Here is a 14,121-nt window from a genome sequence, read left to right as displayed (position 1 = left end):
CCATAGGAGTGCATTACCATGGCACAGAAAAAAGGCGGCGGCTCTACGCGAAATGGACGCGACTCACAGGCTAAACGACTAGGCGTCAAAGTTTACGGTGGCCAAGCTATCCAAGCTGGCTCCATCATTGTTCGTCAACGTGGTACCCAATTCCACCCCGGTACTAACGTAGGCATGGGCAAAGACCACACCTTGTATTCCTTGGTAGATGGTCACGTAAAATTCAGCATCCAAGGCGCTATGAACAAGCGCACGGTCTCCGTTATCGCTGCTGAATAAGCCCTCGTTCAAACACTGAACACCAAAACTGCACCCTTGTAGTCGGAACCTGTGTCCGCTGCAATTGGTGCAGTTTTTTGTTATTAAGCCATATTGCGCATCGGCAAGACGGGGCAAAACGGAAATACGCTACCGGTATATTGGAATAATTATGAAATTTGTAGATGAAGCCACCATTGAAGTCCAGGGCGGCAAGGGCGGAAACGGCTCTGCCAGCTTTAGACGTGAAAAATTTATCCCTAAAGGCGGCCCTGACGGCGGTGACGGTGGGCGCGGCGGCTCCATCTTTGCCGTAGCCGACCGTAACATTAACACCTTAGTTGACTATCGCTATGCGCGCCTACACAAAGGCAAAAATGGCGAGCATGGGCGCGGCTCAGATCAATATGGAGCCGCAGGTGCTGATATTACCTTGCGCTTTCCCGTCGGCACCACCATTTATGATGCCGACACCGGCGAACTACTTTTTGACCTAGACCATCATGGGCAAACGGTCACCCTAGCCAAAGGGGGGCAAGGCGGGCTCGGTAATCTGCATTTTAAAAGCAGTACTAACCGTGCCCCACGCCAATTTACCTACGGCGAGGAAGGCGAGCAGCGTCGTTTACGCTTAGAGCTCAAGGTTCTAGCGGATGTGGGTCTGCTCGGCTTGCCTAATGCCGGCAAATCCACCTTTATCAGTCAGGTCTCTAACGCGCGCCCGCGTATTGCCGACTACCCTTTTACTACCCTACACCCCAATTTAGGTGTGGTGCGCAGCTCTGCCGCCCATAGCTTTGTGGTGGCGGATTTACCCGGGTTGATTTCTGGTGCCTCCGAAGGCGCAGGACTTGGGCATTTATTTTTGCGCCACCTTTCTCGTACCCGTTTGCTGCTTCACATCGTCGATGTCAGTCATTTAGATCCCGAAATTGATCCCATCGAAAAAGCCTGCGCAGATATTGCCGCAATTATTGAAGAACTGCGCTTATACAGCCCAGACCTCTATCAAAAACCACGCTGGCTTGTTTTAAATAAGCTCGATATGGTCGAGGACCCCGACGCCTTCAAAAAAGCACTTGTTGCTCGCTTAGGGTGGACAGGTCCTGTCTTTGGGATCTCCGCCCTAACGGGTCAGGGCACACAGCCTCTGGTTTTACAGATTCAAAGCTGGTTGGATCAGCAAAAAGCCCAAGAGCAACAAGCCATCGATGAGGCTGCACCGGACTTTGAGCCCGATGATCCTCGGTTTAAACCTAACCGTCAAAACATCGATCTTGATCAATAATTGCCAGCTCAACAAGCAAAGCAACGCCTTATTTCGAGTAAAATAAGGCGACTTTGCTTTCTTTTTATGGTTCTTCTATGTCCGACACCGCACAATCTGTAGTCGCCGACTCGCATCGGCTCGTCGTTAAAGTAGGCTCTTCTTTAGTCACCAACCAAGGCAAAGGCATTGATCGTGCTGCTGTAGCGCACTGGTCCGCCCAAATCGCCCAGCTTCATCGCCAAGGCAAACAAGTGGTTCTGGTTTCTAGCGGCGCCATTGCCGAAGGCATTGTTAGACTAGGCTGGCCACGCCGACCTACAGCGATGCACGAACTACAGGCGGCAGCGGCCGTTGGGCAAATGGGCTTGGTGCAAGCCTACGAGGTCGCTTTTGCCGAACACGGCATTCGTACCGCACAGATTCTACTCACACACGAAGACCTCGCTGATCGTACACGCTATCTTAATGCGCGCAGTACACTCTACACGCTATTAAACTTGGGCGTGGTGCCAATTGTTAATGAAAACGACACGGTGATTACCGATGAAATCCGTTTGGGCGATAATGATACGCTAGGCGCTTTGGTCACTAATCTGATCGAAGCGGAATCACTGATTATCCTCACCGATCAAGCAGGCCTTTATAGCGCCGACCCGCGCAATAACCCTCTAGCACGTTTTATTTCTCATGCACAAGCCGGCGACCCGGAACTTGAGCAAATGGCTGGCGGAGCCGGCTCAAATGTGGGTACGGGTGGCATGATTACCAAAATCTTAGCCGCAAAGCGCGCTGCCAATAGCGGTGGCCATACCGTGATCGCCTCAGGCCATGAACCAAATGTCTTAGTGCGTCTGGCTGCCGGTGAGTGCATTGGTACCGAATTACGAGCTGAGCTGCCAATACAATCCGCCCGCCAACGTTGGCTCTCTAGCCATTTACGTGTACGCGGAAAAGTTCGCTTAGATGCCGGTGCCGTCAAAGCCCTTACCGATGGGCATAAAAGCCTACTGGCTATTGGTGTTACTGAGGTCCTAGGAGATTTTAACCGTGGGGACGTCGTCGCTTGCATCGATGCAGACGGCAAAGAACACGGCCGTGGGTTAATCAACTATTCCAGCGCCGATACCCGGCGCATTATGGGGGAGCCTTCCCACCGTATTGCTGATATTCTAGGCTCAATGTCTGATCCTGAGCTCATCCATCGGGATAATATGGTGGTTAACTACCCCTTATAAACGCAAACTACTAAGGAAAAATCATGAAAGTGCTTGTGCTAGGCGCAGGTGTTACCGGTGTCAGTAGCGCCTATTTTTTAGCCAAACAAGGTCACAGCGTTACGGTGATTGATCGTTTAGATGCTCCAGCCATGGAAACCAGCTTTGCGAATGCAGGGCAGGTATCATTTGGTTATGCCTCACCCTGGGCAGCGCCCGGTATCCCCTTAAAAGCCGCAAAATGGCTTTTTGCTGAGCACCCTCCTTTTAGTTTTCGTCCTGATGGTACCTTGTTCCAGCTTAAATGGATGCTACAAATGTGGGCTAACTGCACGGCTAGCAGATATAAAATCAATAAAGAGCGCATGGTGCGCATTGCAGACTACAGCCGTAAGTGTTTGGCCCAATTACGCGAAGAAACCGGCATACAATACGAAGCGCGCCAAAAAGGCACCCTACAATTATTCCGCACCGCAGAACAAATGGAAGCGGCAGCGGCCGATATGCGCGTACTCGAAGAAATGGGGGTACCTTTTGAACTTTTACAACGCGATCAACTTTCCACCCCCGAGCCAGCCTTAGCGCTAGTAAAAGACAAGTTTGTAGGAGGCCTACGCTTACCCGAAGACGAGACCGGTGATTGCCATCTTTATACACAAAATCTGGCTCAATTAGCGACAGAACTAGGTGTAGAGTTTCATTTCAATGAGTCCATTCAGCAAATCCAACGTCAGGGGGACACGATCACTGGGGTTATTAGTAATAACCGACTGATTACCGCAGATGCCTATTTGATCTGCTTAGGCTCCTGGTCTACCCGTCTGATGCGTAATATTGCTCCCATTCCAGTGTACCCACTAAAAGGCTATTCCATTACTGTACCCATTGACGAGCCTGACTATGCGCCTCAGTCCACTTTGCTAGACGAAACCTATAAAATTGCCCTAACACGCTTTGATCAGCGTATTCGCGTTGGTGGCATGGCCGAGGTCGCTGGTTTTGATAAAACCCTTAACCCAAAACGCAAAGCTACCCTATTAATGGTGCTTAACGACTTATTTCCCAAAGCCAGCAAAGAGAAGCAGAATGTGAGTTTCTGGACGGGCTTGCGTCCCAAAACCCCCGACAGCACCCCCATTATTGGCCAAGGTCCTGCTAAAAACCTATATTTGAATACAGGCCATGGCACACTCGGGTGGACCATGAGCGCCGGTAGTGGACAACTGATTGCCGACATTATTTCCGGCAAAGAGCCTGCCATCCGCGTTGACGATTTAAACCTAAGCCGCTATTAGCTATTCGATACATACGGGGGCACTAAACATATATCCCCATTTGTGCACAGAACGGATGGGGATGGCAACCCCCTCTAAGCTGCCTTTACGCTTGAGACGACTAATTATGACTCCTAGTCGGTTATGTGCGATCACAGGATCGCTGGTGTCCTCCTCTCCATCATTTAACGCGCGCAAAAGCTGTTGATGTGAGGCCCGTTTATCCGGCTGCCGACATAATTCTAATAACAAGAACCGCTCGGTAGATGTTAGTGTTATTGAACGACCATCGGGGCTAAATAACTGCCAACCCTCGTTAGCTAAAGCCCACATAGGATCAGGCGGAGAGAACGACTTCGCTGAAGAAACTTTCGTCACATCTAACATAGGCACTGATACCCTGATTCGTCGTAATAGACTAGAAAATTTCGCAGCCCATAGCTCAGGACTGTCTGTACCAATGCAGTATGCGTCTACTCCACCATACAAAAATGGCAATAAAGTAGCCTCGTCCCAAACAGACTGCACAATCACCAAGGGCACATAAGGATCCTGTGCTCGCAAACGAGCAATTAGACTCAAAGCACCTTTTAAGTGTGCAGAAAGTAGAAAAATTGCCGGGGAAAACTGACCATGATTTTTTCTTTGTGTGGATGTGACGGCTTGAAATAAGGCTTTGTGGTCAGATAACACTTGGAGCTGGAAACCCGTCGCTTCAAGCGCTTGTTGATGAGCCTGATAGATTTGCTCCATTTCAGCCTGTTCAGCACCATACCAGTAAAGAGTTGGAATACACTGTGGCAGCATTTCCCCATCCTTTTTTACCAAATGAACCCATTCGTTACATACATAGCTTAAATATCACAATAGTAATAGAAGCAATCACCAAAGTCATGAGTTTTGAGCGTTCAATAAAGGAGTGAACACATTTGCTCAACGCCTTTTGTATGCTCGTACTCAACGAGGTTATACCCAGTCTCAATTAGCTAATTTGTGTGGGGTTTCCCAAAGCACAATTGCGAGCTATGAAAGTGGGGCGCGCTTGCACACCCGAAATTTATTTAATCTTGCTAAAGCACTAAGAGTAAATCCACTTTGGCTAGATCAGGGGATTGGTGCAATGCACCCTACGCTACAAGAATCGAATCAAAGTTACAGTCAAACGTGGCCTTTTTCGCGGGTAAGCCCCGATAAAATAAATCAATTAACTGATCAGCAACGTATTTTAATAGAAAATGTACTTGAAACCTTAATCGAGACATGGGAAAAACAGAAATAAAACTGCCACTATGTTTTTATTATCCTACTACTAAATATACACACTAAGACGCGTACTGAGAGCTTCTTAATGCTATTAACTAAGGTTATCCCTAATTTATTTTAAAGCCCAAGAGAAATCTTATATACTGTTGGATACGCGGGGGTACTTATTGTGCAAATGGTTGAGCTTTCAACTACTTGCGCTTTAGGTTGAGATAAACCCTTCGTACCAGTACGGATAATGCCGATGCTGGGAGCGTGTCGCACCACACATTATCCAAAATATAAGCGACTCTTATATCTCCCCTTCGGCTCCATTTATTCACCTTGGAGCGAATCTTGACTAAAAATCCTGAATTTTCCGCACAAACCGCTACCGTAGACGAAGCGGCCATTAAGCCTTTACCAAATTCACGTAAAATTTACGAAATTGGCTCACGTCCTGATATTCGTGTACCCTTTCGTGAGATTTCTCAAAGCGATACGGGTGGTATTTTTGGTGACGAGAAAAACCCACCGATCACGGTTTATGACACCAGTGGCCCATACACGGATCCTGAGGTCAAAATCGATATTCGTAAAGGGCTTCCTGCCCTACGCGCCAAATGGATCGAGGAACGCAACGATACCGAAGTCTTAGATGGACTTTCCAGTGACTACGGGCGGGCGCGCCAAGACGATCCAGCTTTAAAAGCCATGCGCTTTGAGCTTACCCGTCAGCCTCGCCGTGCCAAGCCAGGCAAAAACGTAACCCAAATGCACTATGCACGTCAGGGCATTATTACCCCTGAAATGGAGTTCGTCGCAATTCGCGAAAATCTACGCCGCGAACAATATATTGAGTCCCTGCGCAACAGTGGTCCAGATGGCGAGCGTATGGCTCAGCGTCTAACCCGTAGTCACCCTGGCCAAAGCTTTGGTGCTTCGATCCCACCTGTGATTACACCCGAATTTGTCCGAGATGAAATCGCTCGTGGTCGCGCTATCATCCCTGCCAATATTAACCACCCAGAAATTGAGCCCATGATTATCGGGCGCAACTTCCTGGTCAAAATCAATGCCAATATTGGTAACTCTGCCCTAGGCTCCAGCATTCACGACGAAGTCGAAAAAATGACATGGGCTATCCGTTGGGGTGGTGATACCATCATGGATTTGTCTACCGGTAAAAATATTCATGAAACGCGTGAGTGGATTATCCGCAACTCGCCCGTTCCGGTTGGTACGGTACCTATTTACCAAGCCCTAGAAAAAGTAAATGGCGTTGCCGAAGACCTAACATGGGAAATTTTCCGTGACACCCTAATCGAGCAAGCTGAGCAAGGGGTAGACTACTTCACCATTCACGCTGGTGTACGTTTGGCTTATGTCCCCATGACTGCTAATCGTATGACTGGCATTGTGTCACGTGGTGGCTCAATCATGGCCAAATGGTGTTTAGCGCACCACAAAGAGAGCTTCCTCTACGAAAATTTTGAGGAAATCTGTGAAATCATGAAAGCCTATGACGTTAGCTTCTCATTAGGAGACGGCTTGCGCCCAGGCTCTGGTTACGATGCGAACGACGAAGCCCAGTTTGCTGAATTGAAAACCCTCGGTGAGCTCACACAAATTGCCTGGAAGCATGATGTACAAGTCATGATCGAAGGCCCAGGCCATGTGCCCATGCACTTAATCAAAGAAAACATGGACATGCAGTTAGAGCATTGTCACGAGGCTCCTTTTTACACTTTAGGGCCACTGACCACTGACATTGCCCCTGGCTACGACCATATTACTTCTGGGATTGGTGCTGCCATGATTGGCTGGTACGGTACAGCCATGCTGTGCTATGTCACGCCTAAGGAGCATTTGGGCCTACCGAACAAAAAAGACGTAAAAGATGGGATCATCACGTACAAAATCGCCGCGCATGCAGCAGACCTCGCCAAAGGTCATCCCGCTGCAGCGATTCGTGATAATGCCCTATCTAAAGCACGCTTTGAGTTCCGCTGGGAAGACCAATTTAACTTGGGGCTAGATCCAGATACCGCACGCGAATTCCATGATGAAACTTTACCCAAAGACTCCATGAAAGTCGCCCACTTCTGCTCCATGTGTGGGCCCAAGTTCTGCAGTATGAAGATTTCCCAGGACGTACGTGATTATGCACGTGAGCACGGTTTAGATACCGAAGCGGCCTTACAAAAAGGAATGGAAGAAAAATCCATCGAGTTTGTACAAAAAGGCGGTAAGCTCTACCACGAGGCTTAAAATCACAACAGGGCAGCATAAAGCTGCCCTGTTTTTTTTACACAAATGCCGATCTTAAATAGAAGGCTACTGCTGAATGGCGTACAAATATAGCTCAACACGACGGTTCATCGCACGGCCCTCTGGTGTGCTGTTATCAGCAATAGGGCTATTAGGTCCACGGCCCTCTGCCATCAAATACCCACCATTAACACCACGCTGCACAAGGTAGTTCGTTACCGCGTGAGCTCGCTCTAACGACAAGCGCTGATTCAAATCTGCACCACCAGTGCTATCGGTGTGACCAATTGCTTTGGCGCGAAGCTCAGGGTGCTGAACCAACGCCCGAGCAACGCTATCCAATACAGGCAATAGCTCTGCTTTTAATTGGGCTTTACCAGAATCAAAAGAAACATGGCTTGGGATATTCACGCGTAACGTGCCATCAGGCATTTCTGTTACATCCACACCTAAACTGGTTGCCCCTGATTGCTGTACATCTTGTTTAATTCCGGCCCAGTTGTAGCCAGCCACCCCACCTGCAACCGCACCAATCCCTGCACCAATAGCAGCTGCTTTACTGCTATCCCCAATTAAAGCACCTAAGCCCGCGCCTACAGCGGCACCAGCACCAGCACCCACTGCTGTGCGCCCACCCTGAGTGTCTGTAGCAGCACAACCTGCTAGCAACGCCACAATACTCACACTGGCTGCAATTTGACTGAGTTTTTTCATTTGCTTCTCCTTGTTATATCAATCTCACTTTAAAATGTAACCGATGTAGGCAATTGAGTCTGTACCCTATTGTTACAAAGACCGCTTATTAAAGGGCTTTTAACAAAGCTTAACCAAAAACGCATTTTTTATACGGTTCCCACTCTTGGGATGCTTTACGGCATAATAGGACTTTATGCTATTTTCTCTTTGCCCTTATGATTGAGTTCAAACACGTTTTTAAATCCTACGGTCGAGGGCCAAATATTTTGGCGGATATTAATTTTCATATTCAGCCTGGCGAATTTGTGTTCATTTCTGGCCCATCTGGAGCAGGTAAATCAACATTATTACGCTTAATTGGCGGTTTAGAAACTCCCACACGTGGAGCAGTACATGTCAAAGGGAATCGTATTGATCAGCTCCCTGCTCGCGCTCAACCTTATATTCGACGAAATATCGGCCTAATTTTACAAGACGTACATTTACTCAATGACCGTCGTGCTATCCAAAACGTCATGCTCCCTCTAGAAGTCTTAGGTGTAGAGTATAAAATCGCCGCAAAGCGTGCACGTGCTGCCATGGAAAAAGTCGGTTTAGCTGGCAAAGAGGACCAATACCCTATTGAAATGTCTGGGGGTGAACAACAACGCCTAGCAATAGCTCGTGCTATTGTAAACAAACCTGCCATTGTTATTGCTGATGAGCCGACAGCTAACCTTGATGCCGTCAGCGCCAAACGCATTATGGATGTTTTTAAAGATTTTAACCGCGTGGGGGTTACCACTTTGATCGCTTCACATGATCGAGCTCTCATGGCCCACTATGCACGCCGTACTCTACTCATTGAGCCAGATCGTTTTAGCGATCTCATAGGCACCCCTCTTTAATCCCCGACATTACACAACATTCTCTATGAAAAGCTGGCTTAGACAACATCAATACGCATTTCGGGTGGCTATTTTACGTTTATTAGCCCAACCCTTTTCCTCGTTGACTAATATTGTGGTCATAGCGCTGGCCTTGAGTGTGCCCCTCGTCAGCTGGGCGATCTTGTTATCAGCACAACCCGTTGTGCAACAAATCCCCGTTGCCACAGAGGTGACGATCTACCTGAAGCCTGATCTCGAAGCAAAGCAAACAGAGGCTTTAGCCAAGCAGTTGCAATCGCAGCACGCAGAACTCATAGAAAACATTCAAAAAATTGATAAAAACCAAGCTATTGACCAACTAAAAAAAGACCCCACCTGGGCCGATGCCCTCGCCGTTTTGCCTCATAACCCGCTCCCCGATACACTAGTGCTACGCCTCAAATCCGGCGAGGCTCAAAGCACAGCAGCGGTCTTGCTTGCTAACGAAATCCAACAAATGACACAAGTCGATCGCGTCCAACTGGACCGTGACTGGCTTAAGCGCCTCGAAGCGTTATTAAGTTTTGGGCGTATTGCCTTATTTATTTTGAGTGCTAGTGTAGGCATTATTGTAATTGCTACTGTATTTAACACGATTCGCCTGCAATCGCTTACTCAACGCCAAGAAATCGCTGTCGCGCGCCTCGTTGGTGCCACCGAAAGCTTTGTCCGACGCCCCTTTTTATACGTCGGTGCACTAAGCGGCGGGCTATCCTGCTTATTAGCTATGGGACTAAGTCAAATTGCTCTCAGGCCTATTAGTGAAGCCTTAAACCGACTCGCCCTAAGCTACAATACGCAACTAAGCTTAACACTCCCTGACTCTGGCGACCTGCTGGTTGCTACCCTCGTTGTTATGGTGCTGGCCGCCACCGCCGCGCGCTGGTCCGTTACTCGTCAATCTACCTTTTAATGTCTGTTTATCTTTCTACCTTTGCCCAGCGCATTGTGCGCTGGCAGCGGCAACACGGTCGCCAACATCTACCCTGGCAGCATACCCAAGACCCCTATCGAATTTGGCTGTCAGAAATTATGCTCCAACAAACCCAAGTCACCACGGTACTCGATTATTACACGCGTTTTTTGACGCGCTTTCCTACCGTGCAAAGCTTAGCCCAAGCCCAACAAGACGAGGTCATGCCTTATTGGGCTGGACTTGGCTACTATGCTCGAGCCCGTAACTTGCACCGTTGCGCTCAAGTCATCGTCAAAGACTATCAAGGGGTATTTCCACCCCATAGTGAGGTCTTAGCGACTCTACCTGGTATTGGTCCTTCTACGGCTGCTGCTATTGCAGCCTTTGCTTACGGTGAACGCGCCCCCATCATGGATGGCAACGTTAAGCGTGTTTTTTGTCGTTATTTTGGTATAGAGGGGCTCACCCATCTTCGCGCTACCGAAAAAAAACTGTGGGAGCTAGCCCATCAAGTACTAAAACTCGCCCCTACGGATCTTGATATGACCGCGTATACCCAAGGCCAAATGGATCTTGGTTCCCAAATTTGTACACGGGGGACACCTTCTTGCGCGCAATGCCCACTTGAAGACGGCTGTTATGCCAAAACACATCAAAAACAACATCTACTGCCCACGCCAAAACCACGCGCCAAACAACCCGAGCGTCGTTGTCATTTATTAATTTGGGAACAAAACGAACAGATTTTAGTAGAACAACGCCCAGATCAAGGCATATGGGGTGGCTTACTAGCCCTACCACAATTTGAAAATCAAGAGCAACTACAACAGTTTTTGCTTAATCATGGCGTATCACTGTCAACCAAACAAAAAATGGCGACACTCACCCATGTTTTTAGTCATTTTAAACTGCATATTACCCCTTGGTGGGTACGCCAAGTAACTGTCCATGAGCCTGCACCTCATCAACAATGGCTATCTTTAACTCAGGCCCCCCACGCCGCTTTTCCAGCCCCGATTAAAAAGCTTATACAAGCAATATGCGCTACTAAAGTTAAAGTCGGCGATGAGTAGAGTCCACCACAGGCTGATAACGACTAATGCCCATCAGCATGCCACACGCTACCCCTAAGGTTAACAGTGCCGTTCCCCCATAACTCATAAACGGCAACGGCACACCCACCACGGGCAAAACCCCTGTCACCATCCCAACATTGACAAACACATAGGTAAACAACATCATTGATAAAGCCCCTGCTACCAATCGGCTATATTGATCAGAGGCATTCGCGGTGATCGCCAAACCCCGCACAATGATTAACGCGTATAAAGCCAAAAGCATTACCCCACCATAAAGACCAAATTCCTCGGCAAACACAGCAAAAATAAAGTCTGTGGTGCGTTCAGGAATAAAATCTAATCTGGACTGGGTGCCAAGCATATACCCTTTACCATAAATCCCACCCGAGCCTACGGCAATCATCGACTGAATCGTATGAAAACCTTTTCCTAAAGGATCCATACCTGGGTTAAGCAGGGTGCAAACACGATGTTTTTGATATTCTCGCAAAATCACCCAGTCAAAACCCGGTTCGCATAAGGTATCCTCAAAGTACAAAATCACCCCAAGCCCTAACACGAGTAAAATAGCCGCTGGGACAAGAAGCTTAAAGGATAAACCCGCAAAATAAATCACAAAAAAACCAGCAGCTAATACCAATAATGCGGTTCCTAAATCAGGCTGACGCACAATCAGCACAAAAGGCACTGCCAACAACACCGTAGCCACCATAAAATCCACGAGTCGCAGCTCGGTGTTTTGACGCTTATGAAAATACCAAGCCAGCATAATCGGCACGGTAATTTTCAGCATTTCAGATGGCTGAATACGCGTGAAGCCTAAATTTAACCAACGAGTAGCTCCTTTACTGGTTTCCCCAAAAAACTCCACCCCTAGTAATAAAGCTACTGCGACCGCATAGACATAGGGTGCAGCGCGCATGACCCACGGCGGCGGTATCATGGCAACCGCCCACATAACACAAAAAGCCACCATAAAATGTTTAGTTTGCTCTGCAAAACGCCAATCGGTTCCACCTACAGCAGAATGCATGACGGTTAGCCCCAACACGGCCATCAACATAAGCAGTACAAACAGGGGCAAATCTAACGAACGAAATGCGTGCGCTATACCTAGCCATAACCGTTTCATTGCAGTAGATTTCCTCGCTCGATAAGCCAATAATCAAAAACAGAGCGAGCTACCGGCGCAGCCACTGTCGCCCCCCAGCCCGCATTTTCCACAATCAATCCTACTGCGATTTTAGGGTTATCTGCAGGAGCATAGGCCATAAATAAAGCATGATCACGTAAACGCTCATCAATCGTACTAGCGTTGTACTTAGCACCACGCAAACTAAACACTTGTGCTGTCCCCGTTTTGCCAGCCGCTTGATAGGGCGCATTCGCAAAGGCACGGCGTGCTGTTCCCGTACGCGTCACATCCACAAGAGCCCGCTTTACCACATCAATATTCTCCTGCTTTAACGGAATCACATGCGACGGCTCTGTCACTGTTGCTGTTTTTTCCCCTGTTGCAGGATCTACAATATGCTGTACAAGATGTGGCTTCATATAAACGCCATCATTGGCTAAGACCGAAGTAGCTTGAGCTAACTGTAAAAGCGTAAACGAGTTATAGCCCTGCCCCACCACAACAGACACCGTTTCTCCCGCATACCAACGTTGCTGCGATGGGTTTTTATACGCTTTACGCTTCCATTCGCGCGATGGCAAAATCCCTCGACGTTCCCCCTCTAAATCAATGCCTGTTATTTGCCCAAAACCAAATTGTTTACTAAAGTCATGAAGCGCATCCACACCAATTTCAGGCCCCAAAGAATAAAAATATGTATCAGAGGACACCACTAAGGCTCGATGCATATCGGTCCACCCATAAGCGGCTCCTCCTGCATTTCTAAAACGCTGACCACCAAACTCAAAATAGCCTGGATCCGGAATACGCTCATGCGCCTTACGTTTGCCCATTTCTAGAGCGGCTAGCGCCACAAATGGCTTATAAGTTGACCCAATAGGATACGTCCCAAACAAAGGACGATTAATCAAGGGGTGATCAGGAGATTCGTTAAGCTTGCGCCAATTATCTACATCAATACCATCAACAAATAGGTTTGGGTCAAATGAAGGAGCGGAAACAAAAGCCAATACCTCTCCTGTAGCAGGCTCAATGGCAACAAGAGCACCGCGTCGCCCCTCAAAAAGTGACTCAGCATGCTTTTGCAAACCGATATCAATAGAAAGCTGTAAATCAGCCCCAGGAATCGGATCCACCCGATTTAATACGCGTACGGGGCGCCCCGATGCGGTCACCTCAACCTCTTCTAACCCCGTTTGCCCATGTAGAACTTCTTCCCACGTTTTCTCTATCCCCTTTTTACCGATAATTGATGTGCCTCGGTAGTTCCCCAAACGCCCTTCTTCTTCGAGTTGTTGCTCATCGGCTTGAGATATACGACCTACATAACCAATCACATGCGCTGCGGACTCGCCTTGGGGATATTCCCGTACCCAGCGCGCCTGTAACTCTACCCCAGGAAATTTAAAAGAATGAGCGGCAAACCACGACGCTTCTATTTCATTTAGATTATTACGCAGTACTACCTGCGCATAACGACTGGTCTTGCCTAAACTCTGTAAAAATCGACGACGATCACGGGCAGAAATATAAACCAATGTGCTTAGCTCATCGAGCATGGACTCTATCCCACCCTCTACTCGAGCCGGAGTGACCATTAACGTGTAGTCACGATAATTACGCGCAAGTACAACACCATTACGGTCAACAACCTCGCCTCGCCGTGGTGGGATAGGGACCACTGCAATGCGATTCTGGTCCGCACGCGCCGCTAACCCCTCGTAACGTACTACCTGCAAATACCATAAGCGAGAAACCAAAATGCCGAGCATCAAAATCACAACCAACCCAGCCACACTGGCACGAATCACTGTGCGTCGACGTAAGAGCTGAGACGTTTTTTTGAACTCAAACATAC

13 protein-coding genes and 1 riboswitch are annotated in these 14,121 nt (G+C 48.3%); of the genes, 9 read left to right on the top strand and 4 right to left on the bottom strand.

What is annotated here, in order from left to right; translation table 11 throughout:
* Window positions 1-18: 18 nt before the first annotated feature.
* The 4 genes from rpmA (at window position 19) to Q1V74_RS04020 (ending at window position 4,037) form a co-directional block, all read left to right on the top strand.
* A complete protein-coding gene (gene rpmA, locus Q1V74_RS04035; protein ID WP_260650018.1) occupies window positions 19-279 on the top strand; it encodes a 50S ribosomal protein L27 in 261 nt (86 codons plus the stop codon).
* A 151-nt stretch (window positions 280-430) separates the two neighbouring features.
* Complete coding sequence (gene obgE, locus Q1V74_RS04030; RefSeq protein WP_300647165.1) at window positions 431-1,546, top strand: GTPase ObgE; 1,116 nt, start codon at window positions 431-433, stop codon at window positions 1,544-1,546.
* Between the two features lie 77 nt (window positions 1,547-1,623).
* Window positions 1,624-2,763 carry a glutamate 5-kinase gene (gene proB, locus Q1V74_RS04025; protein WP_300647164.1) on the top strand — a complete coding sequence of 380 codons (1,140 nt, stop codon included), beginning with the start codon at window positions 1,624-1,626 and terminating at the stop codon, window positions 2,761-2,763.
* Window positions 2,764-2,786: 23 nt separating this feature from the next.
* Window positions 2,787-4,037, top strand: a complete 1,251-nt coding sequence (locus Q1V74_RS04020) for a D-amino acid dehydrogenase (RefSeq protein ID WP_300647163.1) — start codon at window positions 2,787-2,789, stop codon at window positions 4,035-4,037.
* On the opposite strand, the gene Q1V74_RS04015 is transcribed toward Q1V74_RS04020, so the two are convergent.
* Window positions 4,038-4,823, bottom strand: coding sequence for a winged helix-turn-helix domain-containing protein (locus Q1V74_RS04015; RefSeq protein WP_300647162.1), 786 nt, complete (start codon window positions 4,821-4,823; stop codon window positions 4,038-4,040).
* Between the two features lie 112 nt (window positions 4,824-4,935).
* Here Q1V74_RS04015 and Q1V74_RS04010 point away from each other — a divergent pair, with 112 nt between their 5' ends.
* Complete coding sequence (locus Q1V74_RS04010) at window positions 4,936-5,295, top strand: helix-turn-helix transcriptional regulator (protein ID WP_300647161.1); 360 nt, start codon at window positions 4,936-4,938, stop codon at window positions 5,293-5,295.
* 130 nt (window positions 5,296-5,425) lie between these two features.
* A riboswitch (TPP riboswitch) is annotated at window positions 5,426-5,549 on the top strand.
* 66 nt (window positions 5,550-5,615) lie between these two features.
* A complete protein-coding gene (gene thiC / locus Q1V74_RS04005; protein ID WP_260650012.1) occupies window positions 5,616-7,529 on the top strand; it encodes a phosphomethylpyrimidine synthase ThiC in 1,914 nt (637 codons plus the stop codon).
* Window positions 7,530-7,595: 66 nt separating this feature from the next.
* Here thiC and Q1V74_RS04000 read toward each other — a convergent pair whose 3' ends face one another.
* Complete coding sequence (locus tag Q1V74_RS04000; RefSeq protein WP_300647160.1) at window positions 7,596-8,243, bottom strand: OmpA family protein; 648 nt, start codon at window positions 8,241-8,243, stop codon at window positions 7,596-7,598.
* 197 nt (window positions 8,244-8,440) lie between these two features.
* Between Q1V74_RS04000 and Q1V74_RS03995 the strand changes: the two genes are divergently transcribed.
* From Q1V74_RS03995 to mutY, 3 genes are read left to right on the top strand one after another with little or no spacing between them, the layout of a single operon-like run.
* Complete coding sequence (locus Q1V74_RS03995; RefSeq protein WP_300647159.1) at window positions 8,441-9,112, top strand: ATP-binding cassette domain-containing protein; 672 nt, start codon at window positions 8,441-8,443, stop codon at window positions 9,110-9,112.
* 25 nt (window positions 9,113-9,137) lie between these two features.
* Window positions 9,138-10,046, top strand: a complete 909-nt coding sequence (locus tag Q1V74_RS03990; protein WP_300647158.1) for an ABC transporter permease — start codon at window positions 9,138-9,140, stop codon at window positions 10,044-10,046.
* Window positions 10,046-11,122, top strand: a complete 1,077-nt coding sequence (gene mutY, locus Q1V74_RS03985) for an A/G-specific adenine glycosylase (protein WP_300647157.1) — start codon at window positions 10,046-10,048, stop codon at window positions 11,120-11,122. Before Q1V74_RS03990 ends, mutY begins: the two co-directional genes overlap by 1 nt.
* On the opposite strand, the gene rodA is transcribed toward mutY, so the two are convergent.
* Together rodA and mrdA are read right to left on the bottom strand one after the other, a co-directional pair.
* Complete coding sequence (gene rodA / locus Q1V74_RS03980) at window positions 11,103-12,260, bottom strand: rod shape-determining protein RodA (RefSeq protein WP_300647156.1); 1,158 nt, start codon at window positions 12,258-12,260, stop codon at window positions 11,103-11,105. The two genes, mutY and rodA, sit on opposite strands and share 20 nt — an antisense overlap.
* On the bottom strand, window positions 12,257-14,119 hold the full coding sequence (mrdA, locus tag Q1V74_RS03975) for a penicillin-binding protein 2 (protein WP_300647155.1): 1,863 nt from the start codon (window positions 14,117-14,119) through the stop codon (window positions 12,257-12,259). Before mrdA ends, rodA begins: the two co-directional genes overlap by 4 nt.
* Between the last annotated feature and the right edge of the window lie 2 nt (window positions 14,120-14,121).

Source organism: Paenalcaligenes sp. (assembly GCF_030152715.1).
GTDB lineage: Bacteria > Pseudomonadota > Gammaproteobacteria > Burkholderiales > Burkholderiaceae_B > Paenalcaligenes > Paenalcaligenes hermetiae.
This window is presented reverse-complemented; position numbering and strand designations above follow the sequence as displayed.

What these genes read in the sequence shown, in the direction of transcription:
- rpmA (WP_260650018.1), top strand. Translation starts at nt 19, where the DNA reads ATGGCACAGAAAAAAGGCGGCGGCTCTACGCGAAATGGACGCGACTCA.
- obgE (WP_300647165.1), top strand. Translation starts at nt 431, where the DNA reads ATGAAATTTGTAGATGAAGCCACCATTGAAGTCCAGGGCGGCAAGGGC.
- proB (WP_300647164.1), top strand. Translation starts at nt 1,624, where the DNA reads ATGTCCGACACCGCACAATCTGTAGTCGCCGACTCGCATCGGCTCGTC.
- Q1V74_RS04020 (WP_300647163.1), top strand. Translation starts at nt 2,787, where the DNA reads ATGAAAGTGCTTGTGCTAGGCGCAGGTGTTACCGGTGTCAGTAGCGCC.
- Q1V74_RS04015 (WP_300647162.1), bottom strand. Translation starts at nt 4,823, where the DNA reads ATGCTGCCACAGTGTATTCCAACTCTTTACTGGTATGGTGCTGAACAG.
- Q1V74_RS04000 (WP_300647160.1), bottom strand. Translation starts at nt 8,243, where the DNA reads ATGAAAAAACTCAGTCAAATTGCAGCCAGTGTGAGTATTGTGGCGTTG.
- Q1V74_RS03995 (WP_300647159.1), top strand. Translation starts at nt 8,441, where the DNA reads ATGATTGAGTTCAAACACGTTTTTAAATCCTACGGTCGAGGGCCAAAT.
- Q1V74_RS03990 (WP_300647158.1), top strand. Translation starts at nt 9,138, where the DNA reads ATGAAAAGCTGGCTTAGACAACATCAATACGCATTTCGGGTGGCTATT.
- mutY (WP_300647157.1), top strand. Translation starts at nt 10,046, where the DNA reads ATGTCTGTTTATCTTTCTACCTTTGCCCAGCGCATTGTGCGCTGGCAG.
- rodA (WP_300647156.1), bottom strand. Translation starts at nt 12,260, where the DNA reads ATGAAACGGTTATGGCTAGGTATAGCGCACGCATTTCGTTCGTTAGAT.
- mrdA (WP_300647155.1), bottom strand. Translation starts at nt 14,119, where the DNA reads ATGTTTGAGTTCAAAAAAACGTCTCAGCTCTTACGTCGACGCACAGTG.